The organism is Pelagicoccus sp. SDUM812002 (assembly GCF_031127835.1).
Taxonomy (GTDB): Bacteria; Verrucomicrobiota; Verrucomicrobiia; order Opitutales; family Opitutaceae; genus Pelagicoccus.
The window spans coordinates 432,168-453,839 of the sequence record NZ_JARXHX010000003.1 but is presented as its reverse complement, the minus strand read 5'-3'; the positions used below and the strand labels follow the sequence as shown (position 1 = coordinate 453,839).

The 21,672-nt window shown below is 55.0% G+C and carries 23 protein-coding genes; 6 read left to right on the top strand and 17 right to left on the bottom strand.

Features of this window, described 5'->3' with window-relative positions:
* Window positions 1-36 precede the first annotated feature (36 nt).
* From dnaA to rpiB, 10 genes are all read right to left on the bottom strand, one after another.
* Window positions 37-1,413, bottom strand: a complete 1,377-nt coding sequence (gene dnaA / locus QEH53_RS07525) for a chromosomal replication initiator protein DnaA (RefSeq protein WP_309022544.1) — start codon at window positions 1,411-1,413, stop codon at window positions 37-39.
* Window positions 1,414-1,907: 494 nt separating this feature from the next.
* A complete protein-coding gene (gene hprK / locus QEH53_RS07520) occupies window positions 1,908-2,870 on the bottom strand; it encodes an HPr(Ser) kinase/phosphatase (protein ID WP_309022543.1) in 963 nt (320 codons plus the stop codon).
* 90 nt (window positions 2,871-2,960) lie between these two features.
* Window positions 2,961-3,746: an LPS export ABC transporter ATP-binding protein gene (gene lptB, locus QEH53_RS07515; protein ID WP_309022542.1), complete on the bottom strand. Its 786-nt coding sequence runs from the start codon at window positions 3,744-3,746 to the stop codon at window positions 2,961-2,963.
* Complete coding sequence (locus QEH53_RS07510; RefSeq protein ID WP_309022541.1) at window positions 3,746-4,432, bottom strand: LptA/OstA family protein; 687 nt, start codon at window positions 4,430-4,432, stop codon at window positions 3,746-3,748. The genes lptB and QEH53_RS07510 overlap by 1 nt, the downstream gene beginning before the upstream one ends.
* Complete coding sequence (locus tag QEH53_RS07505) at window positions 4,429-4,869, bottom strand: hypothetical protein (protein WP_309022540.1); 441 nt, start codon at window positions 4,867-4,869, stop codon at window positions 4,429-4,431. The genes QEH53_RS07510 and QEH53_RS07505 overlap by 4 nt, the downstream gene beginning before the upstream one ends.
* Window positions 4,870-5,373 carry an HAD hydrolase family protein gene (locus QEH53_RS07500; RefSeq protein WP_309022539.1) on the bottom strand — a complete coding sequence of 168 codons (504 nt, stop codon included), beginning with the start codon at window positions 5,371-5,373 and terminating at the stop codon, window positions 4,870-4,872. It lies immediately after the preceding gene.
* Between the two features lie 85 nt (window positions 5,374-5,458).
* Window positions 5,459-7,516, bottom strand: a complete 2,058-nt coding sequence (locus QEH53_RS07495) for a thiamine pyrophosphate-dependent enzyme (protein ID WP_309022538.1) — start codon at window positions 7,514-7,516, stop codon at window positions 5,459-5,461.
* A 60-nt stretch (window positions 7,517-7,576) separates the two neighbouring features.
* Window positions 7,577-8,137, bottom strand: a complete 561-nt coding sequence (locus QEH53_RS07490) for a hypothetical protein (RefSeq protein WP_309022537.1) — start codon at window positions 8,135-8,137, stop codon at window positions 7,577-7,579.
* The gene (locus tag QEH53_RS07485; RefSeq protein WP_309022536.1) at window positions 8,091-9,074 is read right to left on the bottom strand and encodes an aldo/keto reductase; all 984 of its coding nucleotides are present in this window, start codon (window positions 9,072-9,074) and stop codon (window positions 8,091-8,093) included. The genes QEH53_RS07490 and QEH53_RS07485 overlap by 47 nt, the downstream gene beginning before the upstream one ends.
* Before the next feature lie 45 nt (window positions 9,075-9,119).
* The gene (gene rpiB / locus QEH53_RS07480; protein WP_309022534.1) at window positions 9,120-9,566 is read right to left on the bottom strand and encodes a ribose 5-phosphate isomerase B; all 447 of its coding nucleotides are present in this window, start codon (window positions 9,564-9,566) and stop codon (window positions 9,120-9,122) included.
* A gap of 167 nt (window positions 9,567-9,733) precedes the next feature.
* Between rpiB and QEH53_RS07475 the strand changes: the two genes are divergently transcribed.
* Window positions 9,734-10,933 (top strand): energy transducer TonB, encoded by a 1,200-nt coding sequence (locus tag QEH53_RS07475; protein WP_309022533.1) that lies wholly within the window; start codon window positions 9,734-9,736, stop codon window positions 10,931-10,933.
* On the opposite strand, the gene QEH53_RS07470 is transcribed toward QEH53_RS07475, so the two are convergent.
* The 3 genes from QEH53_RS07470 to QEH53_RS07460 form a co-directional block, all read right to left on the bottom strand.
* Window positions 10,923-11,756 (bottom strand): helix-turn-helix domain-containing protein, encoded by an 834-nt coding sequence (locus QEH53_RS07470; RefSeq protein WP_309022532.1) that lies wholly within the window; start codon window positions 11,754-11,756, stop codon window positions 10,923-10,925. The genes QEH53_RS07475 and QEH53_RS07470 overlap by 11 nt on opposite strands.
* Window positions 11,757-12,191: 435 nt before the next feature.
* Window positions 12,192-12,788, bottom strand: coding sequence for a VPDSG-CTERM sorting domain-containing protein (locus QEH53_RS07465; RefSeq protein WP_309022531.1), 597 nt, complete (start codon window positions 12,786-12,788; stop codon window positions 12,192-12,194).
* 297 nt (window positions 12,789-13,085) lie between these two features.
* Window positions 13,086-15,554, bottom strand: a complete 2,469-nt coding sequence (locus tag QEH53_RS07460) for a DNA translocase FtsK 4TM domain-containing protein (RefSeq protein ID WP_309022530.1) — start codon at window positions 15,552-15,554, stop codon at window positions 13,086-13,088.
* A gap of 280 nt (window positions 15,555-15,834) precedes the next feature.
* Here QEH53_RS07460 and QEH53_RS07455 point away from each other — a divergent pair, with 280 nt between their 5' ends.
* The 5 genes from QEH53_RS07455 to dnaJ all read left to right on the top strand — a co-directional run bounded on the left by QEH53_RS07455 (window position 15,835) and on the right by dnaJ (window position 20,169).
* On the top strand, window positions 15,835-16,779 hold the full coding sequence (locus QEH53_RS07455) for a type I phosphomannose isomerase catalytic subunit (protein WP_309022529.1): 945 nt from the start codon (window positions 15,835-15,837) through the stop codon (window positions 16,777-16,779).
* 110 nt (window positions 16,780-16,889) lie between these two features.
* Window positions 16,890-17,507 (top strand): hypothetical protein, encoded by a 618-nt coding sequence (locus QEH53_RS07450; protein WP_309022528.1) that lies wholly within the window; start codon window positions 16,890-16,892, stop codon window positions 17,505-17,507.
* A gap of 190 nt (window positions 17,508-17,697) precedes the next feature.
* A complete protein-coding gene (locus tag QEH53_RS07445) occupies window positions 17,698-18,213 on the top strand; it encodes a hypothetical protein (protein ID WP_309022527.1) in 516 nt (171 codons plus the stop codon).
* Between the two features lie 110 nt (window positions 18,214-18,323).
* Window positions 18,324-18,965, top strand: coding sequence for a nucleotide exchange factor GrpE (locus QEH53_RS07440; RefSeq protein WP_309022526.1), 642 nt, complete (start codon window positions 18,324-18,326; stop codon window positions 18,963-18,965).
* A gap of 40 nt (window positions 18,966-19,005) precedes the next feature.
* Entirely contained in the window at window positions 19,006-20,169 is a 1,164-nt protein-coding gene (dnaJ, locus tag QEH53_RS07435; protein WP_309022525.1) for a molecular chaperone DnaJ, read from the top strand.
* A 97-nt stretch (window positions 20,170-20,266) separates the two neighbouring features.
* On the opposite strand, the gene QEH53_RS24155 is transcribed toward dnaJ, so the two are convergent.
* Genes QEH53_RS24155 through QEH53_RS07420 form a run of 4 tightly spaced genes read right to left on the bottom strand, consistent with a single transcriptional unit; the run spans window position 20,267 to window position 21,608 of the window.
* The gene (locus tag QEH53_RS24155; protein WP_345785710.1) at window positions 20,267-20,428 is read right to left on the bottom strand and encodes a hypothetical protein; all 162 of its coding nucleotides are present in this window, start codon (window positions 20,426-20,428) and stop codon (window positions 20,267-20,269) included.
* 13 nt (window positions 20,429-20,441) lie between these two features.
* Window positions 20,442-20,564 carry a hypothetical protein gene (locus QEH53_RS07430; RefSeq protein ID WP_309022524.1) on the bottom strand — a complete coding sequence of 41 codons (123 nt, stop codon included), beginning with the start codon at window positions 20,562-20,564 and terminating at the stop codon, window positions 20,442-20,444.
* 28 nt (window positions 20,565-20,592) lie between these two features.
* Entirely contained in the window at window positions 20,593-21,084 is a 492-nt protein-coding gene (locus QEH53_RS07425) for a hypothetical protein (protein WP_309022523.1), read from the bottom strand.
* Window positions 21,085-21,122: 38 nt separating this feature from the next.
* The gene (locus QEH53_RS07420; protein WP_309022522.1) at window positions 21,123-21,608 is read right to left on the bottom strand and encodes a hypothetical protein; all 486 of its coding nucleotides are present in this window, start codon (window positions 21,606-21,608) and stop codon (window positions 21,123-21,125) included.
* Between the last annotated feature and the right edge of the window lie 64 nt (window positions 21,609-21,672).

Sequence of the window (21,672 nt, the reverse complement as noted above, 5' to 3'; positions counted from 1 at the left end):
GAGGCGCTTTAGGATCAAGGGTTTGTAAGGGAAAATCTACTTGGAGAGAATGTTCTTGAGGTACTCGACGCTGTGGCGGACTGAATCGTCTTGCTCGACGAGGTTGTCGACCTGCTTGCAGGCGTGGATTACAGTGCCGTGGTCGCGTCCGCCGAAAGCTTCGCCCACTTCTTGGAGGGAATGCTTGGTGAGCTCGCGGCTGAGGTACATGGCGATCTGGCGTGGCACGGCGATGTGGGCCGGGCGGCGACGGGATAGCATGTCGGAATGGCGGAGCTCGAAATACTCGGCGACCTTCTTCTGGATGGTGTCGATGTTGAGCTGCTGCTTGGCAGCTTCCATGAGCACGTCGGAGAGGAGCTGCTCGCAGGTCGCGATGTTGAGCGGCTTGTTGGTAAGCGAAGAGTAGCTGCAGACCTTGATCAGGGCGCCTTCGAGGCGGCGGATGTTCTTTACGATGTGCTTCGCGATGAAGTTTACAACTTCGTCGGGAATATCGTAGTTATGCTGCAGCGCTTTCTTGCGGAGGATGGCCACGCGCGTTTCGAAGTCTGGCGCCTGGATGTCGGTGACGAGTCCCCACTGGAAGCGGGATACGAGGCGAGACTCGAGCTTGGCGATTTCGTTGGCTGGGCGATCGCTGGAGAGGAAGATCTGCTTTTGCGACTCGAAGAGGTCGTTGAAGGTGTGAAAGAATTCTTCTTGGATACGTTCCTTGCCGGATAGGAATTGTACGTCGTCGATGAGGAGGACGTCTACGCTACGGTAGCGCTGGCGGAACTTGGTCAGAGTGTTTTCCTGAATGGCGGAGATGAACTCGTTGGTGAACTTCTCGGAGGAGAGATAGACTACGCGGGCCTCGGGGCGGTTTTGCAGGATGTGGTGACCCACGGCGTGCATGAGATGGGTCTTGCCGAGCCCGGTCTCGCCGTAGAGGAAGAGGGGATTGTAGGCTCCTGCTGGAGAGTGGGCAACTGCGATGGACGCGGCGTGTGCCAACTGGGAGTTGGAACCGATGACGAAATTCTCGAAGGTGTTGCGGGGGTTAAGGTTTGCGTCGCCTGTCTTCTTGGCGGTGTTGACGCGAGGACGAGGCGTTTCGGTGACGAGGCGTTCGCGAGTGGGTGCTGCAGCTTGCGATGCAGCTTCAGCTTTGGCGGTGTCGTTGGAAAGCGACACCGAGACAGGGTGTCCAAGCTCGGCTTGGAACGACTTGGCGATAAGGTCCAAATAGTTGTCGTTGATCCAATAGGCGGTGAACGCGTTTTGAACGCCCAGCAAGATGTTCTCGCCGTTTACCTCGAGACATTTGAGGTCGGTGAACCAGCTTTGAAAGATGTCGTTCGGCAGGACGTGGGAAAGTTCGGTTCTGACTTTTTCCCAGAGAAGGGTGTGCTCAGTGAGCTGTGGCATTGGTTTACGTTAAAGCAGGCGGTTATTCACAGGAGAGGTGAGGAATGGAGGACAAGGTTTTTTCTAACGTGATTTCTGCCAGTCATAGCGATGCTTTGAGAATAAAAAATACTGCGTGGGTGACGAAGGAAATTGTGAGATCGCTAAGGTGTTGCAAGACAGTGTCTTAAAGCTGTCTGTTCTGTTAAGGGCTGTAAGTCAGAGGGTTAGAGCAACCGAGGCTCCACGTGGGAGGGAAGGGGTGCTGATGAGTGTCACAGTAACGTAAACTGAATCCGCTTTCTCAAGCCCTAGTTTTCGACAAGTTGTTAACAGTCGATTGAGGATAACTTTTTATTGCTTTTTCGAGCGCAGATCAACCTTTGCGAAAGCCCAGCGTGGAGGGAGATCTCGGCTCTGTTGATGTCACAAATGAGTGAAAAGAGTGCATCGATTTGCCATCTTGAGAGTTTCGAAAATAGATTTTTTTTCGAGCATCTGCGTTGCGGCTTCAATCACGCGTTTTTGGCCATGAAGGCAATCAGACGGTCGTTGAATTCTTTGGCCGGATCGTGACCGAGAAGCTTTAGGGCCTGTACCATGGCGGCGACCTCCACGAGGCGTGCCATGTCGCGGCCTGGGCGCACGAAGAGCTCCACGTGAGGAACGTCGATTCCGAGGATTGGGTAGTGTTGCTGCTCGAGGCCGGTGCGGTCCTCTTCGGTTTCGCTGTTGGCCTCGATCAAAGAGACGACGAGATCGATGCGCTTCTCGAGACGGACAGAGCGAACGCCAAACATTTCTCCGACGTTGATGATGCCGATGCCGCGACATTCCATATGCCCGCGGTTGAGTTCCATGGAGGAAGCAGTGAGTTCGCGTTCGTCGATGAGTTTGATGCGAGTCATGTCATCAGCTACAATGGAGTGTCCACGTTCGATCAGCGCGAGGGCGCACTCGCTTTTGCCGACGCCGCTGGAGCCGCGAATCATGGTACCGATGCCTTTGATGTCCATCATGGTACCATGCTCGGTAGTGGTCGGCGCGAATTCTCCGTCGACCGCGAGGGTCGCGGCGTTGAGGAAATTCATCGTGATCATGGATGTGCGCAGTATGGGAAGGCTGCGCTTTTCCGCGAGCTCAAGCATCACCGGCAATGGATTGTAGTTACGGGCGATGATCAGACAGGGGATGCCCTTGCTGATCATAGTATTGAAGCGCTCGTACACGACATCGGTGGGTAAGCTCCGCAGGTAGGTCATCTCGGCAGCGCCGATGACTTGGAGCCGCTTGTTCGCGAAGTACTTGTAGAATCCGGTGAGGGCGAGGGAGGGGCGGTTGACACTTCCTTCCTTGATGATGCGGCGCAGTCCTCTTTGCCCAGCTACGACCTCGAGTTTCAAGAGCTCTTTGTGTTTTTCGAGAAAGTCTCGGACAGAGAGTCCGTCGATGCGCTTGACTGGCTTGGGAAGAGGCATAGGTGGGGTTAATCTGAGGGCTGAAGGGAGGAAGGAAAGGCTGACGTTGATTGACCTCCAGTTGTTGGACTTCGGTCTTCAGCCTTAGGGTCACATGTTGAAGTTCTCGCCGAGGTAGATCTTACGGCTTTTGGGATCGTTGACGAGGAAATGTCGGTCGCCGCTAGCAAGTATCTCTCCCTTGTTCACGATGTAGGCCCGATCGGTGATAGAGAGGGTGTCGCGTACGTTGTGGTCGGTAATGAGAATTCCAATACCGCGATCCTTGAGGCCAAGCACGATACGCTGGACTTCGGATACGTTGATCGGGTCGACACCCGCGAAAGGTTCGTCCATCAGAAGAAAGTCTGGCTGGGTGACGAGGCAGCGAGCGATCTCGAGGCGTCGACGTTCACCTCCGGAAAGGGTGTATGCCTTTTGCTTGGCCAGGGACAGGAGTCCAAGGTCGTTGAGCTGACGCTCGATTACGTCCTTCCGCTCCTTTCGGGTGAAGGGGATGGTCTCGGCCACGGCCTGCACGTTTTGCCAGACGGTCAACTTTTTGAATACGCTGGGCTCTTGGGCGAGGTAGCCTATGCCGAGGCGAGCACGGCGGTGGATTTTCAGGTGGGCGACGTCGCGATCATTGAGCATCACGTGGCCTTTAGTCGCCTCCACAAGTCCAGCGATCATGTAGAAGGTGGTGGTCTTGCCGGCACCGTTAGGGCCGAGCAGTCCGACGACTTCGCCAGTATTCACCTCAAGGTCGATGCCTTTAACGACGGTTTTTGAACCGTATGCTTTGACGAGTCCTTTGGCGACGATGCTTTTGGCGGGGCGTTTGTCGACCTGCTCTTCTTTAGGTTCGGCTTCGGCCGGCGCGGTGGCTTCAGTCATTATTCGCTATCGGATTTTGGTTCTGCGTCCGTGTCGGTTGCTTCTGCATCTGCGGGCGCTTCATCTGTGGTTTCTTCCTCCTCGGAGTCGAAGGAGGCGGGGACTTCTTCGCCTTCGATTTCGTGGCCGCTATTTGTGGGGATCGGTTCCTTGGTTTCGAATCCGAGGTCGCCGATGGCGGAGCTGGTGAGGCGAAGGCGGCGTGGTCCTTTGGCGATGATCGAGATACGTCCGTTGCCGCGGTCCAGCAGGATTTCGTCCTCGGGGTTGTAGGTGACTATGCGTCCACCCGGTTGTATAACGACGGGGTTGCCGGTAAGGATGATGCGTTCCTCGTTGGGCTTGACGATGGCCTTTTGGCAGGTGGCGGTACGTTCCTCTTGCACGATGCGCACGTTGCCAGTTGCGACGATTTCCTTTATAGCGCTGAACTTGCCGATGTTGCTTTGCTCCTCGGCTTCGCGGGTGGCGAAGACTTCGAGACTGTCGCACTCCACGACCATGTTGGTTGCGGTGAGCTTCACAGCGTCGCTAAAGTGGAAGTACGCTTTTTCGCCGTCGTTCTCGACCTGCAGTCTCATCGACTCGATTTCGGTGGCGACGGGCTTTCTATCTTCGCTTTGGGCGGAGGCGGTGACTGCGAGGATTCCGGCAGCTAGAATTGATAGGGGCGTGCGGGTTCTCATTTCAAAATGTCTCCGATTTGTTCGTAGATGGTGACCTTCACCGTGTCGTTAAAAGTGATCTGCTTTTTCTCGCCGAGCCAGATCCAATCGAAGCCGGTGATTTCAAATGCCTTGGTCTCGACGTGCAGCTCGCCGGGGCCGTAGGCGGTGGTGGTGTCGAAGTGAAAAATCGCTTCCGGGCTGGTGAGCAGGGCGATTTCCCGGTTTTCATCGTCGGCCACGAATTGGCTAACGTGCATGCCAGTGATCTTGATCTGAGTCTCGCTCTGGTAGGTAGCGAGGTCGCCGCGGAGCTGCCAGGTGCGGTAGCCGGTCTCGTCGAAAAGGGGGATGCGGAAGCCTTCGATGGAGGTGTCAGGGCGTAGCTGGCCGTAGGCGGCGAGTGTTGCTGCGACAGCTCCGAGAGCGAGTAGTTTGTTTTTGGTGACGCGAAGCATCTATTTGGAAATGGCTTTGTATATGTGGTTGCAGATTTCGCGTACGGCTCCGTTGCCTCCGTTTCTTGAGGTGACATAGTCTGCCACAGCGAGAGCCTCTTCTTGGGCCTCGGGTACGGTGACGCCGATACCGGCGTACTTGATTGCATCGACGTCTATCACGTCGTCGCCCATGTAGACGGCTTGGTCGGGCTGGAGTTCCAATTCCGCGAGCAGGTCTTTGAGGCCGGAGATCTTGTCGATCTTGCCCTGGACGAGGTGTGGGATCTTGAGTTCCTTGGCTCGCACGGTGGTGGAGTCAGAGTGGCGTCCGGAAATCCATGCTAGGATGATGCCAGCTTCACGGAGGCGTGCGAGGCCGAGTCCGTCTATAATAGAGAAGCGCTTGGCTTCAGTGCCGTCAGAGTGGGTGTAGATCGTGCCATCGGTTAGGATACCGTCTACGTCCATGGCGAAGACTTTGATGGCGGACCAGTCAAGATAGGTGGAAGAAGAATTAGGCATTAAATTTTGGTCCAAGTGTTACACGAATGGGCCTGAATAAATTTCGATATAAATTTCCGTGAGATTAGCGAGATTCCTAGAGGGCCTATTCGGCTTCGATCCAGTCGATCATTTGACTGAGAATAGAATTGGTGCTCGGGCGGTAGCCAGCTTCCAGCTCGGAAGCAAAAGGGACTGGCATGTCCTGTGAGGTGATGCGTAGCGGCGGGGCTTCGAGATCGAAGAACTGACTCTCGGTGATACGGGCGATGAGTTCTGCGGCGAAGCCGACGTTGCGGCGGCTTTCCGTGATGACAACGAGGCGGCCAGTTTTTCGTACCGATTCTTGGACACGTTCGAGCTTGAGCGGGTTGAGGGCACGGAGGTCCCATAGTTCGCAGCTAACGTCGTATTCTTTTTCTAGATACTGGACTGCGTCGTTAGCCCAGAGGGTCATTTCTCCGTAGGTGACTACCGTAGCGAAGTCGCCTTGGCGGCGGAGAGCGGGTTGCCAAACGTCTTTGTAATTCGGGTTGAACCTAATGGGTGCCTTGAGGAGGTTGTAGAGGTTCTTATGCTCGAAAAAGATGACGGGGTTGTCGTCTTCGTAGGCGGCTAGCATGGCGTCGTGGGCATCCTGCGGTGTGCTCGGGTAGAGGAGCTTCAGGCCTGGAATGTGCAGGTAAAGCGCTTCTAGGTCCTGAGAGTGAAATGAACCGAAAGTGAGGCCACCGCCACAGGGGAAGCGGAATACCATGGGAGCCTTGGCTCCTGAGCGGAAGTGGTAAGTGGCCGCATTGAGAGTGATCTGGGTAGTGGCGTCAGTCGCGAAGTCGGCGAATTGGAATTCGACGATGGGGCGGTGTCCATTGATGGCTTGGCCAGTGGCGAAGCCTACCATGGCGGATTCGCAGATTGGTGTATTGAGAACGCGGGTACGGCCGTATTTCTTAAAGAGGTTTTTGGTAACTTTGAAGGGACCGCCGTAGTCGGCAATGTCTTGGCCCATGATGAGCGATTCGGGAGAGTCGGCGAGGATGCGGTCGAGCGCCTTGTTTATGGCGAGGGCGAAGGTGAGGGGCGGGGAAGCTGAGGTCTCGGGTTCCGTCTTCCAAGTTACCGGTGTAGTAGTGGGAGCGAAGACATCTTCGATGAGACCGTCGGGTTCGCACTTGGGGAGCTTGAGGGCTTGGTTGACGGTGGCGTTGACGAAGGCCTTGAGCTCGGCTTCTTCGGTTTCGATCCGTTCTGCGTAGCCTTTTTCAACCAGGCGGACACGGAGGTTTTTAAGGCAATCTTCGTTGTGCCATTTTTGGGTGAGCTCGGGATCTATGTAGTCGAGCGTGTCGTAACCGGCGTGTCCGAGGAGGCGCAGGGTATGCACCTCGATGAGCATTGGGCGGCCGGTTTCACGGGTTTCGTCGATGGCGTCTTGGAAGACTTTGAGGTTTTCTTTGATGTTGGCGACGTCGAGTTCGATGCCTTTCATGCCATAGCCTTGGGCGCGGTCGACGAGCTTGCCGGTGAATTGCTCATGGAGCGGGGTGGAGTAGGCGTAATTGTTGTTCTCGACGACGAAGATGACGGGGATGTCGAGCACGGACGCGAGGTTCATGCTCTCGTGGATTTCTCCGGTAGAAGAACCGCCGTCGCCGAAGAATGTGATGCCGATGGCCTTGTGGCCTTTGCGCCTCTGGGAATCGGTGCCACCCATGACGTTGGATGACATTTTTCCGAGGTGGGAGATCATCGGGTAGGAGCGATTAGCGGGGTCGCCGTGGTGGGCATTTCCTTCGCGTCCTTTGGTAGGGGAGCCTGAGTTGCCGAGGAATTGGCAGACGTGGTCACCGAGATGGTCGGACCAGATGAGGTGCCCGGGCATGCCGCGATGGGTCCAAGAGACGCAGTCGATCTCTTTGTCCATCATAAGGGCGAGCGGGGCGACAAGGCCTTCGTTGCCGTCGGATACGGTGACGGTGCCTTTCATCTTCCCTTGGCGGTAGAGCTCGAAGATGCGCTGGTCGGTAAAGCGGCTGTAGGTCATCCAGCGATTCGCGAGGAGCAGATCCTCGTCGGTGGCGCCGGAGTCAGCAATGCGGAGATCGCGATCGAGCAGGATGCTCGGGGTTTCGGGGAAAGGGACCTTACTGCGTGCAACAGGCATTTAAAGGAGTGAGTGGTGAGTAGTGATGAAGGGAGTGGGAGCTCGCGGGCTCCGGGAAATTTAAGGCGTAGTGAAAGGGACGCATTGGGCGTCGGCAAGGGCATCTTTGATCTCATCAAGGGAATCGATGAAGGTAACCTCTGGGTTGCCGTCCCAATTCCAGGTTTTGCCGAGGATGTAGTGGTCGATGACGGGCTCGCCAACGGCGTCGTGGCGGAAGGATAGTTGGTCGGAAGTGGAGGAAAGCATCTGGGCGACCATGCCGTCGGGTGCGTCGAGGGTGTGGACGCAAAGGTATTTATTCTCGCCGGTGCGGTAGAGTGTGGTGGGAACCATTTTCCAAGCCGGTGTCGGCGTTTGAATGGTGGTGGTGCGAGTAACGGCTTGGGTCTCGTTGGCCTCGTTATTGAGGTTCGGAGGAGTCTCTTCGAACTCGGATGATGAAGGAGCTTGGTTGCAGGAGGCGAGGATTAGCATAGCGAGCGACAGCAGGCTTGCTAGGTGCCATGGGGCTTTGTCGCCCTTGTTTCTGCATCGTGGATGCGGGCTAACGCTGTGCCCCACGGGATGCGCCTTAGGCGTCGATTTCTTGAAAGCGGCTGATGGCGATTTCGATTTCATCCATGATCTCGTCATTGAGTGTATCGAGAATGTCCAAGGCCTTGAGGTTTTGTTCCAATTGCTCGGGGCGGGAAGCTCCGAGAATGACAGAGCTTACGTTGGGATTTTTGAGCAACCAGGCGATGCTAAGCTGTGGCAGGTTGGCTCCGAGCTTTTGGGCGATAGCGGTGAGCTCTTGCAGAACTTTGATACCGCCTTGGGCTTGCAGACGTGTGAGCTTTTCCTGCATCCAATCGAATTGGGTGTGGGCAAGTCGGGAATCGGTGGGGATGCCGTCGTTGTATTTACCGGTCAATATGCCTCCCGCGAGGGGAGAAAAGGTCGTGGCGCCGAGTCCGATTTGGGAGTAAAGCCGGGCGTATTCGACCTCGAAGCGATGGCGCTTGAGCAAGTTGTACTCGGGTTGCTCCATGGTCGGCGGCGTCAGGTGGTTCTGCCGGGCGATGGAATAGGCCTCCATTATTTCCGTGGCGGACCACTCGGAGGTTCCCCAGTAGAGGATCTTGCCCTGCTGGATGAGTACGTCCATGGCGCGGACGGTTTCTTCGATAGGGGTGTCGGGATCGGGTCGGTGGCAGTAGTAAAGGTCGAGGTAGTCAACTCTCAAGCGCTTAAGGGCAGCTTCGCAGGCTTCGATGACGTGCTTTTTCGAGAGGCCGATTTGATTGGGTTTGTCGCCTCCCCAAAAGACTTTTGATGAGACGACGAAGGTGTCGCGGGCCCAGCCAGCCTTGGCGATGGCAGAACCCATGACTTCCTCGGACTGGCCGTTGGCGTAGCCCTCAGCGTTGTCGAAGAAGTTGATCCCGGAGTCGTAGGCAAGCTGAAGGCAAGCTTCGGCGGTCTTATTGGATGCTTGGTCTCCGAACGTGACCCATGATCCGAAGGATAGGGTGCTGACTTGAAGGCCGGATTTGCCGAGGCGTCGGTATTGCATGGTTTTGGTGGGGTAGGGACGAGGTGAAACTCGTCCCTCAAATAATTAGAGCGACGGATTGTCGATCTTGTCGATGCGGGGTTGGTGGCGACCGCCTTCGAATTCGGTGTTGAGCCATGTATCCACAATGTGGAGCGCATCCTCTTGATTGACGGTCCGCTCGCCGATTGAGAGGACGTTACCGTCATTGTGGGAGCGGTTCCAGATGGCGATTTGCTCGTTCCAGCAGAGGCCGCAGCGCACGCCCTTGACTCGGTTGGCTACGATGGCTTCTCCGTTGCCGGAGCCGCCAAGTACGATGCCACGATCGTAGCGGCCAGCGGCGACTGCTTCGGCGACAGGACGGATAAAATCAGGGTAATCGCAGGACTCTGCGGAGTTTGTTCCGAAGTCCTTGACGGTGTAGCCCTTGCCCTCGAGATAGGCGATGATGGCTTGCTTGTAAGTGTAGCCGGCGTGGTCGGAGCCGATTGCAACGGTGAGTTTGCTCATGGTGGGGCGGTGTTTATGGTGAGGGAAGCGGAGGTTCAAACCTAAAAGGGAAGTGTAGTTTGCAAAGGTCGCGACCGAATCGCAAATCTCATTATGATTTGTTGGACTAGTACTTGCGGCCGTTACGGGCCGATGGTAGTCTCGCTAATTCCTGGTCTTTTTGAAGTATGAAGTATTTAGCAAGAAACCGAATTCCCAGTTTCTTTCGTGTACACGGTTTAGTCGTTACCATCTCGTTTCTCACTCGAGCGCTTCTCGGTCAGTCTCAGGTTTTGGTTTCATACGAAGACGAGATGTTGCCCGTGGTGGCGATGAGTGGGGCGACTCCTTTAGTCGAGGTTTCAGGAGAGCGATTAATGGTGCCGGATGCGTTTGTGCGGGTAGAGAATGGCAACGAGTTTACGGATGGTTCAATCGAAGTTCTCGAGCACGATGCTCTCATGGGACAGGATTATGGATCTGCCCTAGGGGGCTTTTTCTTCCGTTTCGTGGCGACGGTTCGGGCGGAAAGGGATTTCGAGGATTGTTTTATTCTTTTCGCCATCACTCCGGAAAAAGGCGAGAATACCTATCTGCTTCGAGAAATTCCAGATATCAATACGAAGGGGACGGAACGGATTCTGATCACCTTGCCAGTCAACCCAGGATTTGGAGGTGGAGCATTCGGATATAAAATCTTTTCGAAAGGCCAAGAGATCCGTCGCTACGAACCGGATGATCCGATCATTGTGGATGGCACAAGCCGAGGTTCAACCTCGAGTGATGATTCTGTAAGGAGATCGTCGGATGCGTCCGGTCCGGTCGAACCCGCCGGAGTACTACAGGCGCGATTGTTGGATTTTCCGAAATCGCTCATGGGTAAAGCGGGAGGCGGATACGCGTCGGCGATTTATTCCATCGACCAAGAGGGACGGGTGATCGAGATCATTGACTTTGCCGCGGATCATGTGGAATTCATTCCAGAGGTTTGGAAGACTGTAGTCGAAACGCGATACGAAGCGGGAACCTACCAAGGAGAGCCCTTGGTGACGACCGTACGCCAAAACTTCTTCTTCAATGAGTTTGCTCCTTTCTCGGAGGCTTTGGAGATGATTCCGTATCCGGAAATGAAGGACAGGGATGCCACGCCGGTCTATTCTCCTATCCCTGAAGTGAAAGTAGCCAAGAAGGTGGTTCTGAAAGTCGAGCTTTTGGTGAGCAAGCTGGGGCGAGTCGTGAACGCGAAGATCTTGGAGGGTGCTGAATCGCCCGCTGCCGATGAAACGCTTGAAGCCGTGACAGAATGGATTTTTCTACCGGCTGTCATCGAGGGCTATCCAACCGATCAAACGGTGACGATCCCGCTCTCTTTCGGGATTAAGGGATAGTCGAGTAGTTCTGACCAGTTTTGCCAGTGCCGTACGCGGTTCCTCTGACTTCGACCTGAAGGTTTTCGCCTGCTGTGTAATCGATTTTAACAGGTCCACTTTTCTCGATAGGCTCTCTCTGTCCGGCTACCATTGGGAAATAATCGAGCAGCACGCGACCGGTATTTCTCTCTGTGACGGATACGCGAACGTCGCCGGTGGCAATGAGAACGATCGATTCCGTGGCCTGAGATGGGGCGTTATTGTTCGCAGAGGGGCTGGAGGTTGTTTGCTGGGTCGGGACGAGACCTGTGGAGTTTGTAGCGACAGTGTCGTCAATCCCGCCGCTGGTGAGGGTGCGGAATAGCCAAATGATTACGAGGAGTAGCATCATAGCGATAGCTGCTACGATTCCAATTTTGATAGCTGCTTCCTTGTCGATTTTATCTAGGAAACCGAATCTTCCGGAATCGTCCTCATCAGTCTGCGACTTTTCTTCTTGGATCGAATTAGGCGCGGCAGTCTTGCTTTCCTCGCTTACGAGCGGTGTTTGCTGGAGTTCCATGCGGCCAAAGAACTCACGATGTTCGCGTTTGGCGGCTTTCGCCTCCCCGAGCAGTTCCGCGTTGTAGTCGGTGATAACCTTCTCGCTGCTGACCTTGAGGAAGTTGCAGTACGAGCGGAGAAATCCCCGCACGTAGATGTCAGGCACGTTTATCTGGAAATTGTTATTCTCGAAACTGTTGAGGTAATCACCGCGAATCTTCGTAGCTTCGGCCGCTTCGCGGATCGTGACACCCTTGCGCTTTCGCGCCTCTTCCAGTCTTTCGCCAATACTCTGCATCGGTTTCTGTGTTTAAACGGAATTTTTTGTAAAACAAGCCTCCATAGAAGAGAGATCGCATAAATCTCATGGAAGCAAGGATTTCGGCATTCTATTGTCAGTCGCCGCGGACGGGGTTTTACCCGAGAATGGATCTAGTAAGGCCAAACACTGCAGATTTCGTGCGTGATCTGATTCCAGTCTTGGAGGGCTAAACACTTTTCCGATTAGGCAATTGCGGTTTGGTGAAGCGTAACCGAACCATCCGAATTGGCACGTGAATCGCCGATTGATAGGATTGTGACCAACGTCTAGCTGTATTGGAAAAATAAGGACGAGACCCATGGCGGGATCAAGGAGGCAGAACTGAGCGTCGGGTCCCTTGCCTCAGGGTTGGCACAAGAAAAGAGCCAAGCGAATATCGCTTGGCTCAAAAGGAGTTTAGGGCGTGCCCTCTTATTTCTTGCGGCTGCGGAATCCAGCGAGTGCGAGAACACCAGCTCCCAAGAGAGCTAGGGTAGAACCCGAGTCAGGAACCGACGAAGGGGGAGTGTTGGGCGGGCCGGAGGGTGGAGGCGCGTCGCAATTTGCTCCAAAGAAGGAGATGTGAGACCAACCGTTCCCGTTTCCTGGAGCGTTGATTTGGCCCATTCCCATCATTTCTTTACCGCTTAGCACTTCGTAGAAGTTGATCGCGCTGGATTGGCTTCCCATGACTGAGTACAGTCCGAAACCGGTTCCAACGAGGTTCCAAGTGATGTCTGCGATGGCGTTTCCTTGTCCTCCGCTCGTGTTAACACTGAAGTTTGCCCCAGTTACACCGGAAGCAAGGCTACTCCAATTGCCACCAGTCCACTTTGCTATCAAAACGAGATCGCATTCCAGATCTGAAAATGCAGGCAGTGCATTTACGTAGCCTTCAGTCTGGGGGTCGCCTTGGGAACCAGGGCTGTAACTGCCTTGGATTAAGGTTAAGCGGTTTTCGGTGGGAATCGCGTGGAGGTTAACAATCGCTGTTAAGGCCAGCGCTGCTGAGAAAATAAGTCTTTTCATTGTACGGGTGGTGTTTGCGTTTCTATCGTTTGGGCTGATCAGCCCAAGATTAACACCCTTAATGCATCGAGCGCGCCACCCTTAAGGCAGTATCTTTGTCAGATCTTTATCTCGTTGATTTGTAATAGATTACAAATTTAGCGGTTATTCTCACTCACCGAGAGTTGTAAGCGATGACGACAAACGTGAAGCTGAAATCCCGATTTTTTCTCTTAAGTCATAGCAGATGTGTAACTTATGGGAGCGAATCAGTGGTTTCGGTTCTGTAAGCTTATTTGACAGCTAACGAGGGACTCGTCACATCGAGTCGAGATCTACGAGAATCTCTCGGGGACTGGAGCCGTTTTCCGGACCGACGATGCCGCGGTCTTCGAGCTGGTCCATGAGGTTGGCTGCCCGATTGTAACCGATTCTGAGGCGGCGTTGCAGCATGGAGGTCGAAGCTCGCTTGGTGGAGCGTAGGACGTCGATGGCTTTTGAAAAGAGCTCGTCTCCGCCGTCGCCGTCGTCCCCACCGCCAGAGAGGTCGAGCTCGTCGCCCGCTTCGATTTGCTTCTGCACCTCTTCCGCGAACTTTGGCGGTCCGTTCGCTTTGAGGAATTCTACGATATCGGCGATTTCCTCGTCGGACACGAAGGCGCCTTGGGAGCGAATGAGTCGGGATGAACCGGGAGGTGAGAAGAGCATGTCACCGCGACCGATAAGCTGCTCCGCTCCGCCGCCGTCGAGAATGGTGCGCGAGTCGATCTTGGATGATACCTGGAAGGAAATACGGCAAGGCAGGTTGGCCTTGATGACTCCGGTGATGACGTTGACCGAAGGACGCTGAGTGGCGAGCACGAGGTGGATACCGGCGGCACGGGCCAACTGGGCGAGACGGGCGATACCGGTTTCGATGTCGGCCGGGGCGACCATCATGAGGTCGGCCAGCTCGTCCACGATACAAACGATGTAGGGAAGCTTGTCGGGGATTTCGTCGAGAACGCCGTCGTCGCGGGGGACCTTGATCTCCAGCTCGCTCTGCAGCTCGTCTTCGAGTTTCTCTTCTTCGGACTTTTCCTTTTCGGGTTTCTTGCGTCCGTTGAAGCCGGCGATGTTACGCACGCCTACCTTGGCGAACATTTCGTAGCGGGACTCCATTTCGTTAAGCAACCACTTGAGAGCTCCCGGCACTTTCTTCGGGTCGGTTACGACCGGAATCAGCATGTGGGGCAGGGAGTTGAATACCTTCATTTCCACGATCTTGGGGTCGACCATGATGAAGCGCAGGTTCTCTGGGCTCGAATGGAAGAGCAGGGAGGTAATGATGGCGTTGATACAAACCGTCTTACCCGCTCCGGTGGCACCCGCGATGAGCAAGTGAGGCATCTTCGTAAGGTCGGAGATGATCGGTTTTCCGGATACGTCGCGCCCAAGAGCGATGGGGATTTCAGCCTTGGATTTGACCCAGTCTTCCGACTCGAGAATTTCGCGAATGCCGACTGGCATGGGGACTTGGTTCGGCACTTCGATACCTACGCAGCCTTTGCCCGGCACAGGGGCGAGAATTCGTACGGAGACGGCTCGCATCCCGAGGGCGATATTCTTGTCGAGGTTGGAAATCTTTTCTACGCGTACACCCGGAGCAGGGTACACCTCGTAACGCGTGATGACCGGGCCGATGTGAATTTCACCCATGGTGACGTCGACGCCGAATTCCTTCAGCGTTTGCTTGAGGCGTTCCGCGTTCTCAGTGTGTTCTTCCTCCGAATTTGCCCCTTCGGGAGCTTCCAGTTCAGCGAGTATATCGAGCTTTGGGAATGTGTAGTTGCCGGTGCTGACTGGTAGCGTGGCAGAGCGGGCTTTCTTTGTTTTCTCTGGGGCGACGAATTTGAGGACTTCGCCAAGTGTCTTTTTCTTGGGTTCTTGCTCTTCCGGCTCAGGTTGAGCCACGGCTTTCTTTTTAGCGGGGATGTTGATCTTTATCCTCGGCTCCGGGTCTATCTCTGACTCTGAGGATTTCTTGCCCTTGGCCTCGCGAATGAGGGCTTTGGTGGCTTCGCGGTCCTCTTGGGCAAGGCGTTTGGCTTCGGCCTTCTCCTCCTTGAGTCGTTGCTTTTCCTCTTGGGCTGCTATCTTGGCGAGCTTCCTTGCCTCGCGACGTTCTTCGGCCGCGGCGGCACGGCGCTCGCGCCACTCGGAGAAGGAGTGCCTAAAGAACTCGCCCGATTCCGGCAGGCTCGGGAAGACGATCATGGTCAAGCAAGCCAAGTAGATAGCCCCAAGGATGACGGCAGATCCGACTGTGCCGAGGTAAACGTGCAGCAGGTTGTTGTAGAGCAAGTTCCCCACGGCGCCGCCTGTGCCGGTTACGTAGACTTCAGGATTCGAAAAAGTAGCGCCGGTGGCTGTAAAAAGGCCGGACCCGGTGATCATGGCCAATAGCATGACGCCGGTGAGGATGAGCTTGTTTCGTCTATCTCGTGCGAGGAAAGCCCCTCCTAGCCAGCCGACGAAGAGAGGGACGAACCAGGACATCCGTCCAAAGGCGGCAATCAGCAGCTCGGCGGATTCGGCTCCTAGGATGCCGATCATGTTATTTTCGTTTGGATTCGTGGATCCTACCGACCGTCCGAAGGAGACTTGGTAAGGTGTGTAGTCGCCGAGGGCGAGTGCCAGCAGTACAGCTATTAGAAAGCACAGCCCAGCCCAGACGAAGCGGCTTTTCATGCTCGCTTGCTTGATGTCGGATTCAGGTTCTTTGGTCGAAGTTCGCTTTTTCGCCATTGGGAGGAGAGAAGGAGGATATTGTAGGGCCGTAGGCTGGCGCTGGTCTTTTATGTGGAGTCGAGAAGATGGGATTGGTTCGGCTTTGCAATTAAACTCTTTTCGCGAGAGCACAACGGATTGATTTGTTGGAAGGGGGCTTGGATGCGGATTCTAGAGAAAGAGGCGAGCGAAATTGAGATTGTTGGCGGCTTCCCGGGACTTTGTTGGCTCGCAGGGATTTACTGCTTGTTTCGACAGGGTAGCGGGGCTTTGGTTTTGATCCAGAACCACCTTTATTATGTCAGCACCAATTTTCTTCAAACCGATCTACCAAGAACGCGTCTGGGGCGCCCGAAACTTGAGCGAGGCTCTGGGGAGGGATCTGCCTGACGGAAAAGTTATAGGCGAGGCCTGGGAAGTGGTCGACCGGCCGGAAGCCCAGTCGGTCGTCGCGAGCGGTGAATTTGAGGGAAAGACGATACGGGAGCTCATTTCCGAGAATGCGACAGCGATAATGGGAGAAGGTTACGATCCGCAGCGTCCCTTTCCGATTTTGGTAAAATGGCTCGATTGCGCGGACCGGCTCAGCCTGCAGGTGCATCCGCCAGCGAAGGTAGCTCCCCGACTGAAGGGCGAACCGAAGACTGAGAATTGGTACATCGCGGACTCCAAGCCCGGCTCGTCTCTGATTGTGGGCCTCAAAGAAGGGGCGACTCGCGAGGAGTTTGAGCGTCGCTTGGAAGATGGCTCGCTCGAGGAATGCATCCATCGGTTCAAGGTGGAGCCGGGCGACTCTATCTTGGTAGAGAGCGGCCGTTTGCACGCGATTGACGCGGGCAATTTGATTTTGGAGATCCAGCAAAACTCGGACACGACCTACCGGGTTTACGACTGGGGACGCGTTGGCCTAGACGGCCAGCCTCGCCAGCTCCATATAGAGGAATCGCTAGCCAGCATCGAGTGGAACGACTTTGAACCGAGCGCTATGAAGACAGCCGGGGAAGAGGTGGTATTGGCAGATTGTGAGGAGTTTCGACTAGTGAAGTACACGCTCAGTGATGAACAGAGCGTTGTCACCATGGCTGCGGGGGAAGGGCGTTTGCTCAGTCCAGTGGAAGGAGAAGTTTTGGCAAATGGAGTTGGCGTGACGCGCGGCGACAATGTTTTGCTCAGCGCGGATTCCGACTGGGAGATCACCGGTGTACCCGGCGCGGCCTTTCTAGTGACCGAGCGTTTTGTTTAGAAGCCTCAGAAATGTGATTGCCCGCAGATGTCTCCGTTCTCAGATGGAGGTGGGATTTGCGCGACTGCTGTGATTGAATCCCATCACTGATGAGAATTCGAAATTGTCCGATGCCCATTAAGCGAGGGGGGATCATGAAATCCGCCTTGGCTATGCTGACGGTGCTGAGCGCGGGTGGAGTGCTTGGTTGGATGTTGCTGATGCCGGGAGCTGTTCAGCTAGAAATAGAAACTCGCACCGGTTTCCCCGCGTCGGCGGATTCGATGGCGGTTAATCCGTTAGGCGGCCTTACTCTTAATGGGAAGAATTTGGTTGTCGGAAATCCCGGAACCTACGGGGGGGGGGACGCGATGCTAGAGATCAAGAGCATATCTGGGAGTGCAAGCTTGCCCTCCTTGATGCGTGGCGAGATTTGGATCAACGAATTGGAAATGCACATCACTCGGGCGACCCTCGTGGTGAACGAGAATGGAAGACTTAATTTGGACGCCTTTGCCAGCCGGCTCTTCTCCGATCCCGTCACCGGCACTCCGCTGCCTTTTTACGCGGAAAATGTGCGGCTTTTGATTGATGAGGTCGTGTTTATCGATCAGAGCGCGTTTATGCCAACGCGTCGGGAGATGAGAGTCTCTTTGCCATCCGAACGGGCTGGTCTAGAGAACTCGCGTGATATCTTCGGACCTTTATTCGACTTGGCGAAGGGTGTCGGTTCACTTCCGATCCGCTAAGTTGAGATAATCGAAGATCCCTTAAGGGAAAAAGAGGTGCACTCCTCACTGTACGATAGGGACTACTCGGTGTTTGGTAACTCAATTTGATGTGGTAATCTACTGCATTGAGGAGTCCCGAGTCAGGTGCGAGCGAGGGAGTCGAATTTTCTGTAAGCACCTTGCCCGGCGATCGGGCTGCTTCGATCTCATGCCAAGAATCCGCTCACTCAACCGAACCCAAATTGCCGTGGTGCTTGGTCAGGTACTCTCGTTCCTGCTCATCATTACCTTTATTTTTGCGAACCAACGTTACGATTTTCTAGCGAGCATCGGAGCTGAGAATACTTCGATTTCGCTCAAGTCCGCCTATGTCTCTGCCTGTTTGGTCGGGTTGGTCGGAGCGTTTAGCGTTTGGATCACCCTACATTATCTTAGCAAGTCGAACGCTATGCGCGATATGGTGGTGGTTTGTGCCTGGACGCATCAGGTCAAGGTCGACGGGCGTTGGGTTTCATTCCGGGAATTCCTCAGCAAGCAGCTTGGTTATGCTGTATCTCATGGGATGTGCGATGCTAAGCTCCATGAATTGAGGTCCGAGGTGGAAAAGGACTGGCGGGGCAAAGAGCAGCCATTTGTGGACTCGAGCGAGCCGAAACCGCTCGGCATGAAACCGGTCGATAATAACCGCCCGACGGTTCGCAAACCCCGTTTATCCAAGACGTAATCGAGCTAAAACCTCCCTTGTTCGGAACCTTTCTTCTAAAAAGGGGCTCGACCTTGTCGAAAATCTCTTTGATTCCCGGAGGAACTGATCTAGAGAATCACAGTTTGGCTATGGAAAACGCTAAGGATACACCAGAAGTAGAAGAAAACGTAGACGCGCAGACCGAGGAGGCTAATGCTGAAAATGCAGAGGCTTCTGCGGAGGCAACTGATACTGCCCCTGAAGAGGTGGTTGAGGAGGCGACGGAAGTCGCTGAAGAGCCGAAGGAGTTGACGCTTGAGGAGCAACTCGAAGCCGCGAAGGCTGAAGCTGCTGAGAACTACAACAATTACCTGAGGTCGGTTGCCGACCTCGATACCTACCGTCGACGCGTCATGCGCGAGAAGGACGAACTCAAGCAGTTCGCGATTTCCGGCCTGCTGGAAGACTTCCTGCCGGTTTACGACAATCTCGGACTCGGTCTCATGTCGGCTGAGCAAACGACGGATCCGAAGGTCGTGGTGCAAGGTATCCAGATGGTGATGATGCAATTCAAGTCCTTGCTTGCGGACAACGGGATCGCAGAGGTTGCTCCGGCACCCGGCGACGATTTCGATCCGAACAAAGCGGAAGCCTTCCAGACGCAGCCCAGCGACGAGATCGAGGAGGGCAAGGTCCTTTCGCTCATGCGCAAGGGCTTCACGTTAAACGGACGCCTGATCCGCCCGGCTTCTGTCGTGGTGAGTGGCGGACCTGCGCAGGAAGACCAGTAATCGCTCCGTTAACAAGGGTACCAGGAGGATAAGCAACACTGTGAAAGAAGACTACTACGAACTCTTAGGCGCCAGCAAGCAAGCGACCCAAGACGAGCTCAAGAAGGCTTACCGCAAGATGGCGGTCAAGTACCACCCGGACAAGAACCCAGGAAATCACGAGGCTGAGGAGAACTTTAAGAAAGTCTCCGAAGCATACGAGGTACTCAAGGACGAACAGAAGCGGGCAGCGTACGATCGCTATGGCCATGCAGCCTTTAGCGGCGGCATGGGCGGTGGGGGAGGCGGAGCGTCCTCAGGAGGTCCTTTCCACGATCCTTTCGACATCTTCAGCGAGGTGTTCGGCGGCGGCGGTGGCGGTGGCAGCATCTTTGAAGAGTTTTTCGGTGGCGGCGGAGCTGGCGGAGGACGCGGACGCGGCGGCGCATCCCGTGGCTCCGATCTACGCTACGACCTCGAAATCGATTTGGAAGAGGCGGCCAAGGGGGTGGAAAAGGAAATATCCTTCCGCAAGCCCACCACCTGCAGCAAGTGCTCTGGCTCAGGTGCGGAACCGGGCAGCGGCGTGAAGACCTGTCCGACCTGTGCTGGCCATGGACAAGTGACAGCATCCAAGGGCTTCTTTTCGGTTCGGCAAACGTGTCCGACCTGTAATGGCAGCGGCCAGAAAGTTGAGAAACCATGCGGTAGCTGCGCGGGCGAAGGACGCGTAAACGAGACGACTAAGATCAAGGTCAAGGTACCGCCTGGCGTCGACACCGGTTCGAAGCTCCGCTCCGCGGGCAACGGGGAAGCTGGCTCGCACGGGGGTCCGACTGGTGATCTCTACATCGTCTTGCACGTTCGCGACCACGAGATCTTTGAACGCCAAGAGGAGAATCTCTATTGTGAGATCCCCATAAAGTTCACGTTGGCTACCCTCGGTGGTACTATCGAGGTCCCGACGCTTAGCGGCAAAGCAAGCCTCAAAATACCACCCGGTACCCAGTCTGGCACTACGTTCCGCCTGAAGGGTAAGGGGATGCCGAGCCTGCGTGGCGGTTTCTACGGCGACCAAATGGTACGCGTCAAAATCGAGGTGCCCAAGTCGTTGACCTCCGAGCAACGCGAGAAACTCGAAGAGTTTGCCCTAGCTTGTGGTGACGCAGAAGATGGCGACGAACCAAAAGGCTTCTTTGAAAAGGCGAAGAAGATCTTCGACTAAGTCGGATCTGGATCAAATTATTATCGACGCGGCATCCGTTATGGTTGCCGCGTCTTTGTTTATTTAGCGAGCGATATAGTAGTAGTAGTTTTGTATATCATGATCGAGGGCGTGTCGATCGACTGTTTGAAAACCAGCGTCCTTTACGAACAGGACGGTCAATCCCTCTCCCCATGCCGCACCGACTCCGAGTCCGTCTTGAGCGAGGGCTAATTGCGAGTTGGTCTGCAGCTTCCTTATTCGAACAGCCGGCAGCGATTAGCCGAGCGACTTCAATCTGGCGAGCGGTTAAAGCGGGGGGTGTCGTTGCTGGTGCCCTGGAATTCGCGGCGGTCGCGGGCGATATTTTGCACGAGAGTGCGGAGCGAGTGTTTCTTTGCGATTTCTTCTGCCACTTTCCTAGAGAGCAACGCTTCGCTTCCATTACCTGCCTGAGATTGAACGAACGCGAGTCGCCAGGGTGTCCACGCATGCTCGAAAGGAAGGCAGCATGCTGCGGTAGCCTTCACTTGCTTTCTTGAAAGGAGCGATTGCGAGACCTATCTTGCCGTGGAGCCAAGCGTCTTCGGCATTCGCAGCGAGAAGTCCGAATCTCGGTTCTGGCGATTCGTTGCGGCGAGAGATCGAGTTGAAAATATCGATACAAAGCGCGAGGTCATTGGGTCGGTTTTCCGATGAATGGTAGGCAGCTGCACAGAGAAGACCAGGGCGACGTCTTTGTGGTCGTCTGTCTCTTTCCAAAATCGAATGAGGCGGGCGAACGAGTCTTGGGGCTCGCTCTGACTGTTCGGTGTGGACTGCGTTAGCTCCCATCGCCCAGAGGTCGTAGAATTCGAATACGCGACTGCCGTGAATACGATTGAAACGAAGGGCTTCGTCGAGTTGAGGGTGGATGTCGTGATGGCTTGTCTGCAAAGATTGGATACATTGTTTAATGCACTAGAAGTTCCCCTTCAACCTGCAAGTTCTCTACAGCTTCGTGGATGGCGGAAAGGCTTTCCTCGTATTGGCCTAGTCCGAAAACGTTTACGAAACGCAGGTGAGGCAAGCTTGAGTACCACCCTTTTGATCGAGAGAGCGGCAGGTTCTGAGTCGCGGTAGGCTTCGTATTTGGAAGCGTATTCGTTGACGTTTGCTTGGTGCCGATAAGCATTCGTTATTTGCTCTGGCATATCTTTTTTGATTGCGAGTGCGAGTGCCTCTCGGAGCAGTTTGTTGGCTTCTTCGATGCGTCCGAGAATAGCGGTCAGCATAGCCGCGTAGGCCAAGGCATCGCTGAAAAGGGGCCAATCCTCCTCACCCTTGGTGGACTTGCGAACAATCTTAAGATTGTATAATGCATCGCGAAGATGGAGGGCGTCGCTTTGGGCCTGCGCGAGACGTCGGTTGAGCTTCGGTGTACTGTTGGGCTTTGAGGTAGAGAATGGCGGTCTCGGCACGTGGCGCGTCTAGCGCGGCGTAGGTCTCTGCGAGGGTTGAGGTGCTGGATACGGTTGTGATTAT

Coding starts and splice junctions, on each gene's coding strand:
- QEH53_RS07485 (WP_309022536.1), bottom strand. CDS start 9,074: ATGCAATACCGACGCCTCGGCAAATCCGGCCTTCAAGTCAGCACCCTA.
- dnaA (WP_309022544.1), bottom strand. CDS start 1,413: ATGCCACAGCTCACTGAGCACACCCTTCTCTGGGAAAAAGTCAGAACC.
- QEH53_RS07490 (WP_309022537.1), bottom strand. CDS start 8,137: ATGAAATCGAAATCGCCATCAGCCGCTTTCAAGAAATCGACGCCTAAG.
- rpiB (WP_309022534.1), bottom strand. CDS start 9,566: ATGAGCAAACTCACCGTTGCAATCGGCTCCGACCACGCCGGCTACACT.
- QEH53_RS07460 (WP_309022530.1), bottom strand. CDS start 15,554: ATGGCGAAAAAGCGAACTTCGACCAAAGAACCTGAATCCGACATCAAG.
- QEH53_RS07450 (WP_309022528.1), top strand. CDS start 16,890: ATGCCCATTAAGCGAGGGGGGATCATGAAATCCGCCTTGGCTATGCTG.
- lptB (WP_309022542.1), bottom strand. CDS start 3,746: ATGACTGAAGCCACCGCGCCGGCCGAAGCCGAACCTAAAGAAGAGCAG.
- QEH53_RS07465 (WP_309022531.1), bottom strand. CDS start 12,788: ATGAAAAGACTTATTTTCTCAGCAGCGCTGGCCTTAACAGCGATTGTT.
- QEH53_RS07495 (WP_309022538.1), bottom strand. CDS start 7,516: ATGCCTGTTGCACGCAGTAAGGTCCCTTTCCCCGAAACCCCGAGCATC.
- QEH53_RS07500 (WP_309022539.1), bottom strand. CDS start 5,373: ATGCCTAATTCTTCTTCCACCTATCTTGACTGGTCCGCCATCAAAGTC.
- QEH53_RS07470 (WP_309022532.1), bottom strand. CDS start 11,756: ATGCAGAGTATTGGCGAAAGACTGGAAGAGGCGCGAAAGCGCAAGGGT.
- QEH53_RS07445 (WP_309022527.1), top strand. CDS start 17,698: ATGCCAAGAATCCGCTCACTCAACCGAACCCAAATTGCCGTGGTGCTT.
- QEH53_RS07455 (WP_309022529.1), top strand. CDS start 15,835: ATGTCAGCACCAATTTTCTTCAAACCGATCTACCAAGAACGCGTCTGG.
- hprK (WP_309022543.1), bottom strand. CDS start 2,870: ATGCCTCTTCCCAAGCCAGTCAAGCGCATCGACGGACTCTCTGTCCGA.
- QEH53_RS07475 (WP_309022533.1), top strand. CDS start 9,734: ATGAAGTATTTAGCAAGAAACCGAATTCCCAGTTTCTTTCGTGTACAC.
- QEH53_RS07510 (WP_309022541.1), bottom strand. CDS start 4,432: ATGAGAACCCGCACGCCCCTATCAATTCTAGCTGCCGGAATCCTCGCA.
- QEH53_RS07440 (WP_309022526.1), top strand. CDS start 18,324: ATGGAAAACGCTAAGGATACACCAGAAGTAGAAGAAAACGTAGACGCG.
- QEH53_RS07505 (WP_309022540.1), bottom strand. CDS start 4,869: ATGCTTCGCGTCACCAAAAACAAACTACTCGCTCTCGGAGCTGTCGCA.